The sequence below is a fragment of the Xanthomonas translucens pv. cerealis genome (assembly GCF_006838285.1).
Classification (GTDB): Bacteria; Pseudomonadota; Gammaproteobacteria; order Xanthomonadales; family Xanthomonadaceae; genus Xanthomonas_A; species Xanthomonas_A cerealis.
The window spans coordinates 3,108,773-3,127,924 of record NZ_CP038228.1; the positions used below are offsets into that span (position 1 = coordinate 3,108,773).

Here is a 19,152-nt window from a genome sequence, read left to right on the forward strand (position 1 = left end):
CCCTTTGAGGCGAGATCCATTGGCCGGAGTCGGAAGGAGGGTCCACACCGGCAGGCCCGACAGGCCTGCCGCCAACGCAGGCGCAGCCGCAGGCCAGCGCCGCGGCTGCGCCGTGCGTTACAGCGCGAGCGATCCGCCCAGGGTCACCATGAGCGTGCGGTCCTGGAGCGGCTGCCAGGCCGCCGCCGCGGCCGTGGTGTCCAGCGCCGTGGTCGCCGCGTACATCAGCGCCTTGCGGTTGCTCAGGTTGAACACGTTGACCTTCAGGTACGGCTTCTTCAGGCCGCCGAAGTCCTGGAAGTTGTAGCCGCCGTTAAGGTTAACGGTGGCGAAGCCACCCGCGTCCGAGCCGCCTTCGTTGAGGAATGTGCCCCATATCCTGCTCTGCGCGTTGACGCTCAGGCTGGCCCACAGCGCACGGCCGGTGACGTTGAGCGCGACATAGCCGACGTTCTTCGGTGCATTGACCAGGGTCTTGCCATCGGTCGCGTAGAGCGTGCCGCCGAGCGCGACATCGCTCTTCATCTCGCTCTTGTTGTACGCGTAGGAGGCATACAGCGACCAGAGGTCGTCGACCTTGTAGCTCAACTCGGTGTTGACGCCACGCATCTGCACGCTGCCCAACTGGTAGTAGACCGGCGCGCGGGTTACCGGATCGGCGCCGCTGAATTGCTTGTGCGCGAAGTTGGTCGCATACAGATCCAGCACCGTGCTCAGCTTGTCGCCGTAGTAGCGCCAGCCCAGATCGGCGGTCAGCGACTGCTCGGGTTCGGCATCGCGGATCGACGGCCGCGTACCGATGGCATCGGCGTAGGCAGCGTTCCAGAAGTCGTACAGCGCCGAGGTGTTGATCGGTGCGCGGTAAGCCTTGCCGACGCCGAGGAAGAACTGGTTCTGCTCGTCGCGCTGGAACTTGAGGCCCACCGTCGGGGTAAACTTCTTGTAGGTACCGGCGCCGGAGGCGTACAGCGTGCTGTTGTCCGGCGTGGTCAGGTCGATGCCCCGGTCCGCGCCCGGCCAGGTCGCATACCAGCCCTTGCGGCGCACCCAGGTGTAGGCGCCGCCAACGGTCAGCGTCCACTGATCGTCGGGCGTCCAGGTATTGGTGGCGAAGACGCGGTAGGTGGGCGTGGTCGAGTAGAGGCGATAGGCGACCTGCGGGCTGCCGTTGGCGTTTTTGTAGTAGTAGCGGCTGTCATGGCCCCAGAGGTCGGCGGGGTTGCCCTGCGGGTCGGCCGGCAGGAAGACGTTGGCGCTCTGCTCGCGCGGGCGCTCGGCCAGCGCGCCGTACTCCAGACTGTCGTTCATGCCGAAGTCCTGCTTGAACTTGACATGGAGGCCCGGCCGGAAGGTGTCGAAGGTGTAGAACACATAGGTCTTGGCGTAGCCGTAGCCACCACCGCCGTAGCCGTAGACGAAGTACGGCACGACCGACAGGTGCAGGCTGTCGCTCAGGGTGAACTCGCCGTCCAGGCTGGCGGTCCAGCTACGGAACGGGTTGACCCGCGTGCCGACCCAGTCGCTGGGATCGGCCGATTTGTCGGCCGCGACATAGCCGAAGTCGTAGCCGTTGGCCGCGATCTGCGCCTTGGTCAGGTTGCGGTAGTTGTTCGTGACCTTGCGGTTGTACTGCACCGAACCGGTGATCGCATCGCCCTCGTCCAGCGTCCACTCCGACTTGGCGTCGATCTTGGTCACCGTGGACTGGCCGTCGCCGCGCCACTGGTCGGCCTGATTGTTCGAATAGGAGACCCACGAACGCACCGGGCCGGTGTCGCCGGTGTTGTAGCGCAGGAAGGTGCGCGTGTAGCGGTTGCTGCCGAAGCTCTGGCTCAGGTCCAGGCCGGCCTCTGCGGTCGGGTCGACGGTCACCCAGGCGATGTTGCCGCCGGCTGCGCCGATCACCGGCGAGGTCACGCCGGGATAGCCCTGCTCGACGGTGATGTCGCCCATGTTCTCGGTGTCGCCGTACTCGGTGGCGTAGATCGTGTAGTCGCCCGAGTCGTTGATCGGCACGCCGTTGACGGTCACCCCGACCTCGTCGGCGGGGAAGCCGCGCACGGTGAAGTTGCCGTCGTTCAGGCCGCTCACGTCGTTGGTGGCCGAGAGCGCGCCGGGGATGCTGGACAGCATCTGGATGAAGTTGGCGCCGGGCGCGGCCTTGAGGATGGCTTCGCGGCCGATGGTGGACACCGCTTTGGGCGCGTACTGCACCTGCATGTTGCCGCCGCCCAGCGACAGCGAGTTGCCCATCACGTTGACCGCGTCGAGCTGTCGCGCGCGCTCGGTGGCGTTGGAGTTGGTGGTGTTGGAGGTCGTGGCGACGCTGCTGCGCTGACCGGCGTCGGTGCCGCCGGCGTCCTGGGCGAAGCCGGCGCCGACGATCGCGTACAACGCGGTCGTCACGGCAAGGGAAAGGAAGGCTTTGTTCATGGGGGAGGTTACCTGTGTGGGGGGAGCTATCGAACCGATACATCGCCGCGCCAATCGCGCTCGGCCGGGGCGAGATGAGCAGGCGCACCCTCCGCACCTCGGAACGTGGCACATCGATGGTGCGCACCACGGTCTGACGCCGTTCGCACAGGCCGGGCGCGTTTGGCGGGCTGCAGAACAGGATGTCGCCATCGCCGGTGCCGCAGTCGAGACAGGTGTCCAACGTCATTTGCTCGACTCGGTGATCAACGAAGGGGCCGGCCGCGCCGCCACGGCGAGTCCGTCGCACGGCGGAAAGCCGGTCTGGCGAAACGCCATCGGTCGCGCGCCCGACTCGCCAAGTGGCCTGCCACGTAACCGCTGCAGAGCAGCAGCATAGATTTCTCGCGCGGAACTTACAGACTCGCAAGTCGTTGCAGGTCACGCTTCTGTCAGTTGGACGAATTTTCAGTACAGCGAGGCGCCGTTATGTGTCTCATGACAGACGCAGGATCCGTCACTGGAACAGCAGCACGAACGCCATGCCTTAGCGGTTGCCCGCTTCCAGCTCGCGCAACCACCAGGCCGGGGGAGCGGGCTCGTCCCCATCGGCGCAGATCAGATGGAACGACGCGATTCCCTTTCATATGGGTCTGAACATCTTGGCGCGCGACAGGCCGCTCCGCACCGTCTCAAAGGACACACCGCGTTCTGGGCCCGGCCCGGCGCAGGGTCGAGGGCGAACCAAAACGCAGACGGCCTCCCGGAGGAGGCCGTCTGGCGGTGCCGCGGCAGGGTTCAGCGGCCGCTGAGCACCAGGTCAGCGATGATGCCGCTGGCGATGGTCACCATCAACAGATTGCCGGCATCGTCGCGTACCCACCGGTAGCCGTAGGGCGGGCGCCGGACCTGATAGCGGTCGTAATCGTAGACCACGTCGTTCGGCCCGTGGTAGCGCTGGCCGCGCGCCCAGCGCGGCGGGCCCGGGCGGTAGTAAACGACATCCGGCCCGCTGCGGTAGCCGTCGCGATAGCCGCGATCGTAGGCGCGACGGGCGTCGCGGCGGTCGCGGTCGCGGTCGCGCCAGTACCGCTCGCGATCGGCGTCGCGGTAGCCGCGGTCGTACCAGTCGCGGTCCGCGCGCGGGCCGGGACCCGGCGGCGGCGGGGGCGGCCCCGGCGGGCCCCAGCCCGGCCCGGGGCCTGGAGGACCCCAGGCGAATGCGGGCGGCGCCATGAAACCCAGCGCCAACGCGGACGAGAGGGCAAGGGTGGCAAAACGTTTAGCGTTCATGGCAACTCCGTCACGTGATGTGGCGATTGCATTTAGGCCGCTAGCGTCTGAACCGCTTCCTGCTGGAATCGGTTACGTATTCAGCTTTCCGGATCGGGCTAAGAAGGCGTTCATCCACCGGCCGTTGCCTGCCTGCGCGTGCAGGTGCAACAGCGCCGCCCACGCCCGCAGCGGCGGCGGCCTGGCCGCGATGCACGCGGCGCTGGACAGCGAGTGGCTAGCGATGCTGTTGCTGGTGATCTGCGCGTCGCTCTGTCTGCGGCGGCAACGCCGCGCGGGGGCACAGGCGCAGGCGGCAACCCGGGACCTGCCGCCTGCCGCCGAGTAGCGCGCCACCGCGCGGGCGGCATCCGGCGCAGCGCCGGCGCGGCAGATTGCCGGCGGCCGTCCGGCTATAATCCGGCATCCCTTTCGACGCCTTCCGGCCGCCGGCCGGCGGGCGCCCTGCGCCTTTGGAGCCCCCATGTCGCAATACATCTACACCATGAACGGCGTCAGCAAGACGGTGCCGCCGAAGCGCCAGATCATCAAGGACATCTCGCTGTCGTTCTTCCCCGGCGCCAAGATCGGCCTGCTCGGCCTCAACGGCGCCGGCAAGTCCACGGTGCTGAAGATCATGGCCGGCGTGGACACCGATTTCAGCGGCGAAGCGCGCCCGCAGCCGGGCATCAAGGTCGGCTACCTGGCGCAGGAGCCGGAGCTGGACCCGGCCAAGACCGTGCGCGAAGCGGTCGAGGAAGGCGTCGGCGAAGTGCTGCAGGCGCAGGCCGCGCTGGACAGGATCTACGAGGCCTATGCCGAGGAAGGCGCCGACTTCGACAAGCTCGCCGCCGAGCAGCAGCGGCTGGAAGCGATCCTGGCCGCCGGCGATGCGCACCTGCTCGAACAGCAGCTGGAAGTGGCCGCCGACGCGCTGCGCCTGCCGCCGTGGGACGCGGTGATCGGCCCGCTGTCTGGCGGCGAGAAGCGCCGCGTGGCGCTGTGCCGGCTGCTGCTGCAGAAGCCGGACATGCTGCTGCTCGACGAACCGACCAACCACCTGGACGCCGAGTCCGTCGAATGGCTGGAGCAGTTCCTGGCGCGCTACACCGGCACCGTGGTGGCGGTGACCCATGACCGCTACTTCCTCGACAACGCCGCCGAGTGGATTCTGGAACTGGACCGCGGCCGCGGCATTCCGTGGAAGGGCAACTACACCGACTGGCTGATGCAGAAGGAAGAGCGCCTGAAGCAGGAAGACAACCAGGAGAAGTCGCGGCAGAAGGCGATCCAGAAGGAACTGGAGTGGTCGCGGCAGAACGCCAAGGGCGGCCGCACCAAGGGCAAGGCGCGTCTGGCGCGCCTGGAAGAACTGCAGTCGGTCGATTACCAGCGCCGCAACGAGACCAACGAGATCTTCATTCCGCCGGGCGAGCGCCTGGGCAACGCGGTACTTGAGTTCAAGCATGTCACCAAGAAGTTCGGCGACCGCCTGCTGATCGACGACCTCAGCTTCCTGGTGCCGTCCGGCGCCATCGTCGGCATCATCGGCCCCAACGGCGCCGGCAAGTCGACGCTGTTCAAGATGATCATCGGCAAGGAGAAGCCGGATTCGGGCGAGATCGTGCTCGGGCCGACGGTGAAGCTGGCCTACGTGGACCAGAGCCGCGACAAGCTGGAAGGCAACCACAACGTGTTCCAGGAAGTGTCCGGCGGCCTGGACATCCTCAACATCAACGGCGTGGAGATCCAGTCGCGCGCCTACCTGGGCCGCTTCAACTTCAAGGGCCAGGACCAGCAGAAGCTGGTCGGCAGTCTGTCTGGCGGCGAACGCGGCCGCCTGCACATGGCCAAGACCCTGCTGCAGGGCGGCAACGTGCTGCTGCTCGACGAACCGTCCAACGACCTGGACATCGAGACCCTGCGCGCGCTGGAAGACGCACTGCTGGAGTTCCCCGGCAACACCTTCGTGATTTCGCACGATCGCTGGTTCCTGGATCGCATCGCGACCCACATCCTGGCGTTCGAAGGCGACTCGCACGTGGAGTTCTTCCAGGGCAACTACCGCGAGTACGAGATCGACAAGCGCCGGCGCATGGGCGACGACGCCGGTCCGAAGCGGCTGCGTTTCAAGGCGCTGAAGTAAGCGAGCGCGGAACACGCGAATGTTCCTTGCCACGGCCCGCCTGACAGCGGGCCGTGTGCATTTCGGATAGTGCTTCGGCTCGGATCCCCTCACCTCAGCCGCCTAGACGCCTGTGGGAGCCTCGCTCCCACAAAGGGCATCGCCTGGCATTGGACCCGGCCTACAGCTCGTAGGACAGCACGTCCTCGAAGCCGAACTTGCCGAAGTCGCGGATCCGCGACGGGTACAGCCGGCCAATTAGATGATCGTGCTCGTGCTGCACCACGCGCGCATGGAAGCCTTCGGCCTCGCACACCACCGCGTTGCCGTCCGGGTCCAAGCCGCGGTATCGGATCTGCCGGTAGCGCGGAATCACCGCGCGCAGCCCGGGAATGGACAGGCAGCCTTCCCAGCCGTCCTCCAGTTCGTCCGACAGCGGCTCGATCTGCACGTTGGCCAGCGCAGTACGCGGCACCGGCGGCGCATCGGGATAGCGCGCATTGCTGTCGAAGCCGAACACCATCAGCTGCAGGTCCACCGCGATCTGCGGCGCGGCCAGGCCGACGCCGCGTGCGGCGTCCATGGTCTCGAACATGTCGGCGACCAGCGCGTGCAGCTCCGCGCTGCCGAAAGTATCGACCGGCTGTGCGATGCGCAGCAGGCGCTGGTCGCCCATGCGGATGATGTCGCGGATCATTCCCTGCTCCTGTGGCCGAATGCTGCGCCGATTATCCGCCGACTGGCGCGCGCTTGCAGCCTGGTCGCGTCAGCGCAACCTAGCGTGTTCCCGGCTGCCGATGGGGTTGCGGCCGAAGTCCCCCTACAGTGCACCCAGCCGGCCATTCGCAAGTCCTGTGCAGCAGCGGTTGCCGGTGGTGGTGTCGGCCGCCATGTGGCGGCACTTCCTGGCCGGTATGCTTGGCGCCTCATCGAGCGGGACTGAAGGCCGGCGCCGCGTACCACTGCGAAACCCATCTGCGGCGGCGCTTTTGCGGCGACCGGCGCCGCATCGCGCATGCGGCGCGACGCGATGTTTCGTGGCGATGCTGTAGAACAACGCCCTGGACTCCGCTGCGCGAAGGCAATGAACAACGATCGCCCTGGATCCTCTTTCTTCTCGCCCAGCCGGCGCGATCTGCTGCGCCTGGCCGTGCTGGCCCCCGCGGCGTTCGGACTGGGCATGCTGCCGGGCTGTTCCAAGCCGCCGCGTTTCGATGGCAGTTTCATCCAGCCGTGGCGCAGCCACCTGGACCTGGGCGCGCAGGACTGGCAACGGCATATGGCGCTCGCCCAGCGCATGGGCTGCCGGCAGATCGTGGTGCAGTGGGCCGGACTGTACGGCAGCGACAGCGATGCGGACTGGAATCTGCCGGACAGCACGCTGCAACTGATCTTCTCCACCGCGGCCGCCGCCGGCCTGCGGGTACGCATCGGCCTGCCCTACCACAGCGGTTGGTGGAAGGCGCTGCAGGCGCCGGAGCTGGCCACGCTGGATGCGTTCCTGGCGCTGACCCTGGACAACGCCCGCGTCTATCTGCAGACCGCGCCATGGAGCAGGCAGGCCAACTTCGACGGCTGGTACCTGCCGTACGAACTGGAACAGTTCCACTGGGCGCAGGACGAACGGCAGCAGCGCCTGTGCACATGGCTTGCCGCACTGTGCGCTGCGGCCAGCGCCGGCACGGAACAGGTCACCGCGATCTCCACCTATTTCAGCCGGCTGCAGACCAGCGGTTCGCTGCCGCAGCTGTGGCGCCGCATTCTCGATCAGGTGCCACTGCGGCCGATGGTGCAGGACGGCGTCGGCGTGGCCGGGCTGGACAACCTGGACGGAGTGAATCCGCTGCTGGCGTCGCTGCGCGCGCGCCAGGTCGCCTTCGACGTGGTGGTCGAACTGTTCGAGGAATTGGCCAGCCCGGCCGCCGACGGCAGCCACTTCCAGGCGCAGACCGCCGATGCCGCACGCATCCAGCAGCAGCTGGCGTGGGCGCAGCGCAGCGGCGCCGCCGGCATCTTCGCGTTCGCGCTGGATCCGTGGCTGTCGCAGGACTCGCCGCGCGCGCAGGCGTTGCGCCGGCAGTGGCACGCCGGGCGCCAATAGCCGCCCGGCGCGCGCCTGCTACAGGGCGCGGCCGATGATGTCGCGCAGGATCTCGCTGGTGCCGCCGAAGATGCGCAGCGCGCGCGTCGGCCCAGGCGCGGCCGATACCGTATTCGCTGCTGTAGCCGTACCCGCCGTGCAGTTGCAGCAGCGCCTCCAGCACCTGGCCCTGGATCTCGGTGGCGTTGAGCTTGGTCATCGCCGCGGTGGTCGCATGCAGCCGGTCCTGCATGTGCGCATCCAGGCACTGGTCGAGGACACTGCGCAGCATCGCCAGCCGCGATGCCGCATCGGCCAGCACGAAGCGGGTGTTCTGGTGGTCGATCACGTAGCGGCCGAACGCCTTGCGTTGACGCACGTAGGCCAGGGTTTCGTCCAGCATGCCTTCGGCCGAGGCCGCGGCGCGCAGCGCGATCGCCAGGCGTTCGGCGGCCAGTTGTTCGCCGAGGTAGTCGAAGCCGCGCTGTTCCTCGCCGAGCAGGCACCGCCACGTCCTGGAAGAACAGCTCGCTGGTGTCCTGTGCGTGCTGGCCGATCTTGGCCATCGGCGCGCCACGGGTGACGCCGGGCAGCGCGGTTTCGACGCAGAACAGGCTCAAGCCGCGCGCGCCCAGTTCCGGCGCCACGGTCGCCACCACCACCGCCACGTCGGCGTTGCTGCAGTTGCTGATCCAGGTCTTCTGGCCGCTGAGCAGGTAGTGCTCGCCGTGGCGCAGGGCGCGGGTGCGGATCGCCTTGAGGTCGCTGCCGGCGCCGGGCTCGGTCATCGCGATCGCGCCGATCGCCTCGCCGCGCGCCATCTTCGGCAACCAGGCGTCGCGCAGCGCATCGCTGCCGTACTGCATCATGTACGGCGCGACCATGTCCGAATGGATCGAGAAGCCGATACCGAGAAAATTGGCCCGCGCCAGTTCCTCGATCACGCAGGCGGCATGCCCGGCGTCGCCGCCCAGGCCGTAGGGTTCGTGCAGCTGGCAATTGAGCAGGCCGGCCGCGCCGGCCGCACGCCACAGCACGCGCGGGGTGATGCCGTCGCGCTCCACTGTGCGTAGTGCGGGGCGATCTGGCTGTCGATGAAACGCCGCACCTGGGCGCGGAACAGCGTGTGGTCTTCGCGGAACACGGGGCGCTCGCGCATGGCTCAGCGGCCGACCGGATCGGTGCCGCTGAGCTGGCCCTGCAGCACCGGCGCATTGCCGCTGCCGCTCAGGAACAGGCTGTAGTGGTCGCCGGGCTGCAGCGCCAGCGGCGCGCTGTCCTTGCTGCCGCACGCGGCGACCAGGCGCGCCTTGACCGGGTTGATCGCACGCGCGCTGCTGGCGCCCGCGGCGACGGCCGGGTCCAGCACCAGCGTGGTGAAGCTGCCGGCGGCGATCTGCGCCTGCGCGCGGGCCGTGCCGGCCACGCGCACGGCGAACGGCTTGCCGCCTTCGACGATGGCGTAGCGGGTGGCGCGGGTGGCCGGGCCGATGCACTGTGCGGCGCCGTTGCCGATGCCGACCTTGAGCGCGGCATTGCCCGGGTTGAGCACGCGCACGAACGCCGCGCCGGCCGGCGGGCGCGCGGCGTACAGCTGCGCGAGGCGGCCTTCCGCGGCGCTCTGTTGGGCGCTGGCGGCCAGTGGCGCGAGCGCGGTGGCGGCACGCATTGCGAGCATCAATTTCATCATGGCGTTTCCCGGCTGCGGAGCGTGCGCGCCATGGCATAGCGCTGCTCCAGTCGTTTGCGATCGACCTTGTCGCTGTGGCCGGTGGGCAACGCGTCCACGGCGATCAGTTCGGAGGGAATCATGTACGCCGGCACGCGGCGGCCGAGTTGTTGCTTCCAGTCCTGCAGCGCGTCCGGCAGCGGCTGTACCGCACCAGCGCCCGCTGCCGCCAGTTCGACGAAGCCGATCATCCGCACCAGGCTGCCATCGGGCCGGCGCAGCACCACCGCGGCACCGGCGATCACACCATCCAGGGTGGACAGCGCCGCATCCACTTGCGCCAGTTCGATGCGGTCGCCGTTGAGCTTGATCTGCTCGTCCCTGCGGTCGCGGAAACAGAGCCGGCCCTGCGCATCCATATCGCCCAGGTCGCCGCTGCGGTAGGCGCGTTTGCCGTGGTGCTCGAACAGCACGCTTTGATCTAGGCCGGGGCGGTCCAGATAGCCGCGCATCACGTGGTCGCCGGCCATGCAGATCTCGCCGGCGTCGAGGAACACCTCGGCATAGGGCTTGGCCACGCCGATCGGGAACGGGTTGGGTGCGGCCGCGCGCAGTGCGGCATCGATCTCCATCCAGATGGTGGAACAGGTCGCTTCGGTCGTGCCGTAGGAGTTCTCGACGCCGGCCGCGGCCAGTACCGGGCTTCGGCGATCAACGCGGTGTTGCGCTCGATCGCCGCGCCATCGACTTCGCTCAGGCTGCCCCAGGCAGGGAACAAGCAGCCGTCCTTGCCGACCAGCACGATCGAGGAATCCTGCGCGGCGGCGGCGCCTGGGCCAGCACCGGCGCGGCGGCAAAGGCGCACAGCAGGCCAAACCACAGCGCACGGGTATGCACGGGAACAATCGGGGCGACAGCATCGGTCATGGCAGTTGTTTCGGCAGGCATCAGTAGGAGAAGGTGGCGGTAGCGAACAGGCCCTTGGCGCGCTGGGTATCGCCACCGCCGAGCGCGAAGCGGTATTGCACGCTCAGATCCAGGTAGGACCGCGCCGCGTTGTAGCGGTCCTCACGGAACCAGTAGCGCACGCCGACGCCGGGACCGGCGCCGAGCGACCAGCTGCGGTCGGTGTCGGACAAGGCGAACGCCTGCTCGCCGATCAGCGGGTAGTCGATGCCGCTGACCCGCGAGCGCTGGTCGAGCCAGTCCGCGGCCACCACCAGATACGGATTGAGCACCCAGCGGGTCTGCTCGGCACCGAAGCGGTAGCTGCGCCCGGCATGCAGTTCCGCGGCGGCGAAGCCTTGCGTGCGGCGCAGGCGGCCATCGGCGTCGCGCAGGGTTTCCACCGCCGCGCCGTTACTGTCCAGCCGATCCACGCTGAAGCGCGCGCGGTTGTCGTCCCAGCTGTAGCCGGCCTGCGCGTAGCCGCTCAGCGTCCACCACTGGGTCACGTCGGTGCGCACGCCGGTGCCGTGATAGAAGCCGTAGGTCAGGTACGACAGCCAGCCGCCGGCATGGCCGTCCAGGCGATAGCGCGCCAGCGTGTTGAGTTGCTGTGGCTGGTTGGAGTCGCGCTGGATGCGGCACTGGATCGCGGCCGCGTCCGGATAGACGCCGCCGCTGCGGATGCCGCTGCCGAGGAACTGGCGGCGCTCGATGCCGGCACTCAGGCCGGTGCGGCCGAACGCGTAGCGCACGCCGAACGCGCCGACGGTGGAGGGCCAGCCGGCGCTGGAACGCGAGCGGCTCAGGCGCTCGGCACGGGCGCGCGCGTCCTCTGTCGCTTCGCCGGTGCACGGGTCCACGGCGCGCACGGATTCGAACGTGCCGCCCGCGTCGTACAGCGTGTTGGCCGCGCGCGCATACGCTTCCAGCGTGCCATGGCGGTTGTTGAGCGCGGCGGGCCGCCAGAACGCCTCCAGGGTGCTGAACACCGAATCGCCGGGGGTGCTGATCGCCGTGCCGCCCAGGTTGCTCGCGGCCTGGCGCGCGCCGCGGTAGCCGGCCGCGGCGGTGATGCCCCACTCGCGCCCGAGGTTGGCGATCGAACTGCGCGTGGTGTAGCGCTGCGCCTGATCCAGCGGCAACGCGCTCTGGTCGGCGCGGTCGATCGCGCTGCGCAGCAGCGCCACCGCCTGGGGGTTGTCGCCGTTGGCGGCGCTGGCATAGGCCTGGTCGAGCACCACGCTGGGCGGCGCCTTGCCGGTGGCCTCGGCCGCGCGGAAATCGTCGAGCGCCTGCGCCGGTTGCCCGGCGCGCTGCAGTAGGTAGCCGCGCTGCATGAGCAGCCCGGCATCGGCCGGGCGCTTACCCAAGGCACTGTCCAGGCGCTGCCGCGCCTGCGCGCGCTGCGCGCGGTCGCCGGCGGCCAGCGCGGTGGTGAGCAGGTTCTGTACGCTGCCGTTGTCCGGGTTCTCCTGCAGCGCGCGCTGCGCTTCGCGGATCGCCTCCTGGTCATCGCGCCGTCCGTAGGCCGCGTAGGCGCGCTGTGCGGCGCTGCCGCTGCCCTGCAGGTCGGCCGGGGTCAGTTCGCACTGGGTGCCGTAGGGCGTATCGCGGCATTGCTGGAACGGTGCCGGGTACGTCGCCAGGGTCAGCGACGGCGCCTGGCGCGCGCTGCGCAGCGCCTTCTCGCGCTGGGCGATGGCCTGGCCGAACTGCTCGCGCGCGGCCTCGTCCGCGCCGGCCAGCGGATCGGCCTGCAACGGCTGCAGCAGGCGCGCGCCACGCGCACGATCGCCTGCGGCGATCGCCGCATCCACCGCCAGCAGGCGCACGTTGCGTTGCTGCTGCGGATCCAGCCAGTCCTGGCGCAGGGCCGCGTCGAAATCGGCATTGGCCTGTTCGGTATGCAACTGGCGCTGGCGCAGATACGCGCGCATGACCAGCGCCACGGTGTCTTCGCTGTCGTTGTCCAGCGCCGCATCGGCGCTGGCCTCGGCGGCGGGCAGTCGTTCGTCCAGCAACTGCGCGGTCATCAGCAACAGGCGATGCGAGGCCACGTCCGGCGCATACGCCACCGCTTGCCGGGCGTAGCCGGCGGCCGTGGCGAAGTCCTGCTCGATCAACGCCTGGTAGCCCTGCTGCGCCGGCTTGACCGCCCGCTGGCGACCCAGCGCCACGCGCTTGGCCTGCAGGTCGGCGACATTCGGCGCGCCCAGCTGAATCGCCGCGGCGGCGGCGGCCTCGGCCTGTTCGAACTGCTGCCGGGCCTCCAGCGCAGCCACCCACAGCACCGCCCAGGCGCCCTGCTGCGGCCGCTGACGGAAGGCCTGTTCGGCCTTGTCCGCGGCCTCGGCCATGCGGTCGTTGTTGTAGGCGTCGTAGGCCTGGGTAGCGAGCGCGAAGGCGCGCCGGTAGGCCTGCTCGGCGGCGCTCGGATGCGCGCTGGCGCGTGGCGCGGGGGCGCCGGCGGCGCGCGTGGCCGATGCCGCGTTCGCGCCGGCGGCAAGCCGCGGCAATGCCGGATCCTGCAGGCCATCGGCGAGCGCACGTCGCGCCTGCGCGCGCGCGTCGTCGCCGCGGCCCAGCTTCTGCAGCGCGTAGATCTGCAACAGGCGCAGCCGCACCACGTCCGGGCGCAGCCGCGCCGCTTCGGCGGCCTGGCGGCTGGCCTGCGGGTAATCGCCGCGGGCGTAGGACGCGTAGGCGTCCTCGGCGATGCGGTAGGCGGCGCCGGCCAACGGCAGTTGCTGTGCGTGCGCGGTGGCGCTGCCCAAGCCGAGCAGGCTCAGGGCGATCATGCTGGAAAGCAAGCGGGTACTCATGTCGGCAACGCTCCGCCGATGCCGCCGTGGGGTTGATTGGCACGGCGATGCTGCTCGCGCACGGCGGCGCTGATCGCCGCCTGGGTGGCGACGCCTTTCTTCACTAAGTGATCGCCGATGCGGCCGTCGCGTTGCGGCCGGTATCCGTCCAGCACACGCTCGAACTGGTCGCGCGCGATCAGGCGCAGTTCCACCAGCAGATCGCCCAGCAGCGGCACCGCGTCGACGCGGTAGCTTTCGCCGCTGATCAGGCGCAGGCCAGCGTTGATTTCGCTTTCGCGCGCGATCGCCTGCCTGAGCACGCTCGCGTCCAGGTCGTGCAGCAGCCGCGCCTGCTCGTCTTCGGACAGCGCATTGGACACCGCGACCGCCACTTCGCCGGGCGTGTCCGACGGCAGCGGCAGCAGCCGCCATTGCACGCAGGCCTGCACCGACAACGGGAACTGTCCGGCCTGCAGATACGCCACGTCGATCGCCGCGCGCGGCAGGTCGCCCTGGAAGGCGATGGCTTCGGCCAGGGTTTCGTCGTCCAGCCAGCCCTGCGCCACCAGGATCCGGCCCAGCGGTTGCTGGCGTCCGCCCTCCTGCTGCCGCAGCGCCTGCGCCAGACGCTCGGGCTCGATCGCTTCCCAGGTGGTCAGCAGTTCGCCCAGGCGCCTGCGGGTATGCACCAGCTGCGCGGCGCTGGGGAAATCGTGCATGGTCTTGTCCCACACCATGCGCTTGCCGAACAACAGGTGCAGCAGGTACAGCCGCCAGGCGCGTGCGGTGGCCATGAAATTGATCATGTTGCCGACCACCATGCGCGGGATCGACATCAGCGCGTGTTCCCAGCCGTACAGACGGTTGACGAAGTAGAAGCGCTGCGCCACGCGCATGGCCAGCGCCGCGGTGGTCAGCAGCGCCACGTTCATCTGCCAGGTGCCGCTCTGGAAGATGGTCGGGAACTGGGTGGCCCACGTGCCGGCGACCTTGAGCAGCCAGAACAGCAGCAGCTGCAGGAAGATCAGATAGGCGAAGACGCTGACGAACGAGGTGACGATACCCTTGCGGTCGCGTGCGAGCAGGTACTTGGTCGCCAGCGAACCGCGCCAGCCCAGCGTTTCCCAACTCTGCAAGCCGATGCCCAGCACCCAGCGCGCCTTCTGACGGTACGAGGCGCGGAAGTTGTCGGGGAAGTATTCGCGCACGCACAGCGCCATGTGCAGGGTGCGCTCGCGCACCGGGCCCCAGCCGAACCACGACGGGCGGCGCACGCGGAACTGCACCGGGAAGCGCGCGAAGATCGAGTGCATGCCCATCGCCGCCAGGCGCGCGCCGACGTCGTAGTCCTCGGTCAGGCTGTCGGGGTTGAACGGCTGGTTGTCGCTGGCCTGGCTCAGCGCCAGCAGCGCCTTGCGCGAGAAGCAGGTGCCGACGCCGGCCGACGGCACCATGCCGGACACGCTTTCGCGCACCACCAGGTCCTTGGCGTGCCATTCGGCGAACTCGTCCATGTACACGCCGGCCACCAGCTCGTACCACTCGCGGTCCAGCGAGGTCACCGGCAACTGGATCATGTCCTTGCGCGGCAGCAGGTAATTGAAGAAGCGCAGCTCCATCGGGTGCAGCACGTCTTCGCTGTCGTGCAGGACCACGCCGGCGAAGGTGATGTCGTTCTGCTTCTCGTACTCGAAGATCGCCAGCACCAACCAGTTCAGGCAGTCGGCTTTGCTGGTCGGGCCGTCGTGCGGCACCTCGATGCGGCGCATGCGCTTGTAGCGGCGGCGCATGCGTTCCACTTCGGCGATGGTCTGCGCGTCGTTGGGATAGGTGCCGACGAAGACCATGTAGTCGTGGTAATCGAGCACGTCGATCATGTTCTCGACCATCTGCCCGATCACGTCGAACTCGGCCCAGGCCGGCACCATGATCGCCAGGGTCTGTTCCGGGCGCTGCTGCAGGTCCTGCTGGGTCAACGGCCGGTATTCGCTGCGCTGCTTGACGATCGCGCTGCGCCACAGTTCGCGCACCCAGTACCAGGCATCGATGAACAGGTCATCGAGGCTGGAGATCAGGATCACCACCGCGACCACCACGGCCGCCGTCTCCAGGAAGGCGTAGTAATTGGCCAGGTGGATGTTCCAGTACAGGCTGTCCACGAGCGATCAGTTCCCGTTCTGCGCGGCGCGGCGGCGTCGACGGATCTGCACCACGCGCGCGGCCAGCAGCATGAACGCGATCACCGCCACCAGCACCACCAGCCACACCATGTGCTGCTGCCACAGCGACTGCGGGTTGCTGTGCTCGGCCATGCGCGCGCCGGTGGGGTCCTGGCCGTCGAAGTCCTGCACCACGCCGCTGGCATCCAGCAGCGCCAGGTTGCCGCGGATCAGCCGGAACGGTTCGGCGATCTGCGGTCCCTGCGTGCCCAGCTCGCGGTAGATCACCCCGGTGCTGGCGCCGCTGCCGACCACTTCGACCAGGGCAGCGCGGTCGAGTCCGGCCAGGTCCAGCAGCACCTGCTTGCCCGGGCCGGACACCACCAGCTTGCCGTCGCGCACCGCCGCGCTCCGCGCCAGCCCCTGCGGCGCCAGCAAGAAGCTGAGGTAGGGACCGGTCGGCGCGATCGCGGTCTTGGCATCGCCGAGCTTGAGCGAGGCCTGCATCGGCGAGGCGCCGGTCGCGCCGGCGAGATGGATCACCTTGGTCAGCGACGTCGGCGCGTCCTGCAGCCAACTGCTGGGGACGAACACCTCGTGCGCGCCGGCCAGCTGCGAGGCGGCGCCGACGAAATCGGCCGCCAGGCTGCGATCGGCCAGGCGGATGTGGCTGCTGGGCAACACCGACACCGGGTAGCCGGTGGCCGGATCGTGACAGTACGGGCGCGCCGGCTGGCGCAGGAAACTGATCCGCACCTGGTTGCGCGCGGCCAGCGCGAAGCTCGGCACCGTGGCGACCAGCCGCTGCGGCTTGCCGTCGGCGTTTAGCACCTTGGCGCCCAGCAGGTAGTCGTTGAAGAAGATCGAGGCGACCGCGCCCTGCCCGGCCGGGTTCGGCGCCGCGCTGACGTCGACCACCACTTCGCTGGGCAGGCGCCCCTCGCTGGACAGCGCGCCCAGGTCGAAGTTCGCGGTGCGGTCGCCGCGCAAGACGATGTCCTGGGTCCCGGCCATGTCGCCGAGGCGGCCTAGCAGCACCACGTCCTTGTCGGCCTGCGGCAGCAGCGCCGTGCTCACCTGCAGCGCACGGCCAAGCGCATAGGCGCGCCATTGCTGGGTCAACAGACCGGCGACCTTGGCGCCGGCGCCGCTGGCGACCAGCAGGGTCGGATGCCCGCCGACCAGCGCCACCTGCACCGACGCAGTACCAGCCGGCTGCTCGAACCCTGCCATGTCGGCCTTGCGCCACGCGGCGAACGCGCTGGCCGCATCGGGCGCGGCGCTGGCGACCTGGGCGCCCAGCGCATCCAGCGCGGCGCGCACGCCGGCGCGCAACGGATCGCTCAGCACCGCCGCGTCGACCGCGAGCGGACCGCCATCGCGCAGCGACAGCAGCGCGCCGACTTCGGCCAGGCTGCCGATGCGGTGGCTGGCGCTACGATCGGACAAGGCCGCGTAGGCGGGGATGCCGGCCAGGCTGGCCGGAATCGCCAGCCCGCGCAGGTCCACGCTCGCGCCCACCGCCGGCAGCGCGACCACGTCCACGCGCTTGCCGCCGTTCTCCAGCGCCGTGCCCACGCGCCAGGCGGTGTCGTAGCTTTGCACGCTGCTGGTGCGGCCCTCCACCAGCAGCCGCACCGTGGCCGGCAACGCGCCCCAGGCCTTGGCCACGGTGTCGATCGCGCGGCCGTCGAAGCGGTAGCTGAAGCGCGACTCAGGGGACAGCCGCAGCACGTTGGCCGGCGCGCTCTGGTCGGCGCACCGGTATTCGGAGACCACCGACCACCAGCCCACGCCGAAGCGCACAAAGCCGTTGGGGCGGGCGAACCCATCGATGCCGATCAGCTGGCTGAGATCGCCCTGGGCATCGGTGATCGAACGCGCCGACACCGGGTCGCCGTCGATCGACAGCAGGCTGGAACTGCGCCCGGGATGCCCGCGCACGTAGCGCGCATCGACCTGCAACTGCGCATCGCCAGTAGGCACGCCGGCCGGCACCGGCAGGTAGATCTCGCGCTGGCTTTCCTGGCCGCTGAGTACCAGCGGCTGCTTGAAACCGAGTTCGCGCAGGGTCATCGAGCGGGTGACCGTGGTGGTCCCGGCCCATTTGCCGAACTGGCCGGCAACGGAGTCGGCGGCAGTGGCAGGCGGCAGCGCGGTCGCCAGGACCAGGGCCAACGGCAGGACCTGGGGCAAACGTGCGGTAGGACGGCGGGTCTGGGTCATGGCATCGCTTCTGATAAAAGGGGGAGGTGGGACACCGCCGCGGCACGGCCGGGCACAAAACGGTCGAAGGACTGGCCACGCAGCGCGGCCACGATCCGCGCCGCGGCGCGGCCATCGCCGTAGGGGCTGGCGTGGGGCAGGAACCGCGCGGGCCGCGCCGGCAGGTCGCAGGCTGCGGCGACCGCAGCCACGATCCGCGCCGGATCGGTGCCGACCAGGGTCACCACCCCGGCCTGGACCGCTTCGGGGCGCTCGGTGACATCGCGCATCACCAGCACCGGCCGGCCCAGCGCCGGCGCTTCCTCCTGCACGCCGCCGGAATCGGTCAGCACCACGTGCGCGCGCTGCATCAGCCGCACGAAGGCGAGGTAGTCCTGTGGCGCGATCAGGTGCACGTTGTCCAGCCCGCGCAACTGCGCGTGGACCGGGCCCTGCACGTTCGGATTCAGATGCACCGGATAGACGATCTGCAGATCCTGGCGCTGCGCCAGTTCGGCCAGCGCGCGGCAGATATTGGCGAAGCCGTCGCCGAAACTTTCGCGGCGATGCCCGGTGACCAGCAGCAACTTGCGCTGCGCATCCAGAAACGGGAACTTCGCATCCACCGTCGCGCGCAGCGCGGCATCGCGCTCGAGCCGATCGACGGTCAGTTGCAGCGCATCGATCACCGTGTTGCCGGTGACGCTGATGCGGCCGCACAGCTGTTCGCGCTGCAGGTTGTCGCGCGCGCTGGCGGTGGGCGCGAACAGATGGTCGGCGACCATGTCGATCACCCGCCGGTTCATTTCTTCCGGCCACGGCTGCTGCAGATTGCCGGTGCGCAGGCCCGCTTCGACGTGGCCGACCGGAATGCGCCGATGGAACGCGGCCAGCGCGGCGGTCATCGCGGTGCTGGTATCGCCGTGCACCAGCACCCGGTCCGGCTGCACCTGCGCGTACAGGGCATCGAGTTTGGCGAGCAGCCGCGAACACAGGCCGTTGAGGGTCTGCTCGGCTACCATTACATTGAGATCGTGATCCGGCCTGATCGCGAACAACGCCATCACCTGATCCAGCATCGCCCGATGCTGCCCAGTGATGCAGACTTGGGAGTCGATGCCAGGCGCAGCGTGCAGCGCGCGGACCAGCGGCCCCATCTTGATCGCTTCGGGGCGTGTACCAAAAACGCAAAGAACCTTCACCAACCGCTCCAGTGATCGCAAATTAATTGTGATAATCGTCACATAATATGTGAGAACTGGTGTATACAAATCGTGCAGGCGACAAGGCGATGCCCGGCGTCATGCCCCGCTTCGCCAACCGCACCTCGGCGTTTGGCCTAGGTCCGGCGCGGGTGAAAATTTGCATTTGTAGGGCAGATCGCCCGTCACGCGCGGGCGTCGCACAGCCGCCTGCGCCGCCAGACGCGCCGCTTTGCGTGGTCCTGCGGTTGCTCCGATCAGGTTGGATGGTGCAGT

Annotated in this window: 11 protein-coding genes and 2 pseudogenes; 2 read left to right on the plus strand and 11 right to left on the minus strand. The window is 69.1% G+C overall.

Annotated features, from left to right (window positions below):
- Positions 1 to 117: 117 nt before the first annotated feature.
- Both E4A48_RS13760 and E4A48_RS13765 read right to left on the minus strand, forming a co-directional pair.
- The gene (locus E4A48_RS13760; protein ID WP_058196811.1) at positions 118 to 2,433 is read right to left on the minus strand and encodes a TonB-dependent receptor; all 2,316 of its coding nucleotides are present in this window, start codon (positions 2,431 to 2,433) and stop codon (positions 118 to 120) included.
- A gap of 777 nt (positions 2,434 to 3,210) precedes the next feature.
- Positions 3,211 to 3,705: an RcnB family protein gene (locus E4A48_RS13765; RefSeq protein WP_039007723.1), complete on the minus strand. Its 495-nt coding sequence runs from the start codon at positions 3,703 to 3,705 to the stop codon at positions 3,211 to 3,213.
- A 463-nt stretch (positions 3,706 to 4,168) separates the two neighbouring features.
- On the opposite strand from E4A48_RS13765, the gene ettA reads away from it, so the two are divergent.
- The gene (gene ettA / locus E4A48_RS13775; RefSeq protein WP_003475810.1) at positions 4,169 to 5,830 is read left to right on the plus strand and encodes an energy-dependent translational throttle protein EttA; all 1,662 of its coding nucleotides are present in this window, start codon (positions 4,169 to 4,171) and stop codon (positions 5,828 to 5,830) included.
- Positions 5,831 to 5,990: 160 nt separating this feature from the next.
- Here the strand turns inward: ettA and def are convergent, their stop codons facing one another.
- Entirely contained in the window at positions 5,991 to 6,506 is a 516-nt protein-coding gene (gene def / locus E4A48_RS13780) for a peptide deformylase (protein ID WP_039007728.1), read from the minus strand.
- Between the two features lie 387 nt (positions 6,507 to 6,893).
- Between def and E4A48_RS13785 the strand changes: the two genes are divergently transcribed.
- Positions 6,894 to 7,910, plus strand: a complete 1,017-nt coding sequence (locus tag E4A48_RS13785) for a DUF4434 domain-containing protein (protein ID WP_142742602.1) — start codon at positions 6,894 to 6,896, stop codon at positions 7,908 to 7,910.
- A 130-nt stretch (positions 7,911 to 8,040) separates the two neighbouring features.
- Here the strand turns inward: E4A48_RS13785 and E4A48_RS21150 are convergent.
- From E4A48_RS21150 to wecB, 8 genes and pseudogenes are all read right to left on the minus strand, one after another.
- A pseudogene (locus E4A48_RS21150) lies at positions 8,041 to 8,466 on the minus strand (acyl-CoA dehydrogenase family protein); the annotation flags it as partial.
- A pseudogene (locus E4A48_RS21155) lies at positions 8,459 to 8,953 on the minus strand (acyl-CoA dehydrogenase family protein); the annotation flags it as partial. The pseudogenes E4A48_RS21155 and E4A48_RS21150, both read right to left, overlap by 8 nt.
- 98 nt (positions 8,954 to 9,051) lie before the next feature.
- Positions 9,052 to 9,576 (minus strand): alginate O-acetyltransferase AlgF, encoded by a 525-nt coding sequence (locus tag E4A48_RS13795; RefSeq protein ID WP_142742604.1) that lies wholly within the window; start codon positions 9,574 to 9,576, stop codon positions 9,052 to 9,054.
- Positions 9,576 to 10,190 carry an acyl-CoA synthetase family protein gene (locus E4A48_RS13800; protein ID WP_345776672.1) on the minus strand — a complete coding sequence of 205 codons (615 nt, stop codon included), beginning with the start codon at positions 10,188 to 10,190 and terminating at the stop codon, positions 9,576 to 9,578. The genes E4A48_RS13795 and E4A48_RS13800 overlap by 1 nt, the downstream gene beginning before the upstream one ends.
- A 315-nt stretch (positions 10,191 to 10,505) precedes the next feature.
- On the minus strand, positions 10,506 to 13,328 hold the full coding sequence (locus tag E4A48_RS13810) for an NfrA family protein (protein ID WP_142742605.1): 2,823 nt from the start codon (positions 13,326 to 13,328) through the stop codon (positions 10,506 to 10,508).
- Positions 13,325 to 15,469: a glycosyl transferase family protein gene (locus E4A48_RS13815; RefSeq protein ID WP_058197146.1), complete on the minus strand. Its 2,145-nt coding sequence runs from the start codon at positions 15,467 to 15,469 to the stop codon at positions 13,325 to 13,327. The genes E4A48_RS13810 and E4A48_RS13815 overlap by 4 nt, the downstream gene beginning before the upstream one ends.
- 6 nt (positions 15,470 to 15,475) lie before the next feature.
- A complete protein-coding gene (locus tag E4A48_RS13820; RefSeq protein WP_142742607.1) occupies positions 15,476 to 17,695 on the minus strand; it encodes a hypothetical protein in 2,220 nt (739 codons plus the stop codon).
- Positions 17,692 to 18,876, minus strand: a complete 1,185-nt coding sequence (gene wecB, locus E4A48_RS13825; protein WP_058197094.1) for a non-hydrolyzing UDP-N-acetylglucosamine 2-epimerase — start codon at positions 18,874 to 18,876, stop codon at positions 17,692 to 17,694. Before wecB ends, E4A48_RS13820 begins: the two co-directional genes overlap by 4 nt.
- Positions 18,877 to 19,152 lie beyond the last annotated feature (276 nt).

Coding starts and splice junctions, on each gene's coding strand:
- E4A48_RS13760 (WP_058196811.1), bottom strand. CDS start 2,433: ATGAACAAAGCCTTCCTTTCCCTTGCCGTGACGACCGCGTTGTACGCG.
- E4A48_RS13765 (WP_039007723.1), bottom strand. CDS start 3,705: ATGAACGCTAAACGTTTTGCCACCCTTGCCCTCTCGTCCGCGTTGGCG.
- ettA (WP_003475810.1), top strand. CDS start 4,169: ATGTCGCAATACATCTACACCATGAACGGCGTCAGCAAGACGGTGCCG.
- def (WP_039007728.1), bottom strand. CDS start 6,506: ATGATCCGCGACATCATCCGCATGGGCGACCAGCGCCTGCTGCGCATC.
- E4A48_RS13785 (WP_142742602.1), top strand. CDS start 6,894: ATGAACAACGATCGCCCTGGATCCTCTTTCTTCTCGCCCAGCCGGCGC.
- E4A48_RS13795 (WP_142742604.1), bottom strand. CDS start 9,576: ATGAAATTGATGCTCGCAATGCGTGCCGCCACCGCGCTCGCGCCACTG.
- E4A48_RS13800 (WP_345776672.1), bottom strand. CDS start 10,190: ATGGAGATCGATGCCGCACTGCGCGCGGCCGCACCCAACCCGTTCCCG.
- E4A48_RS13810 (WP_142742605.1), bottom strand. CDS start 13,328: ATGAGTACCCGCTTGCTTTCCAGCATGATCGCCCTGAGCCTGCTCGGC.
- E4A48_RS13820 (WP_142742607.1), bottom strand. CDS start 17,695: ATGACCCAGACCCGCCGTCCTACCGCACGTTTGCCCCAGGTCCTGCCG.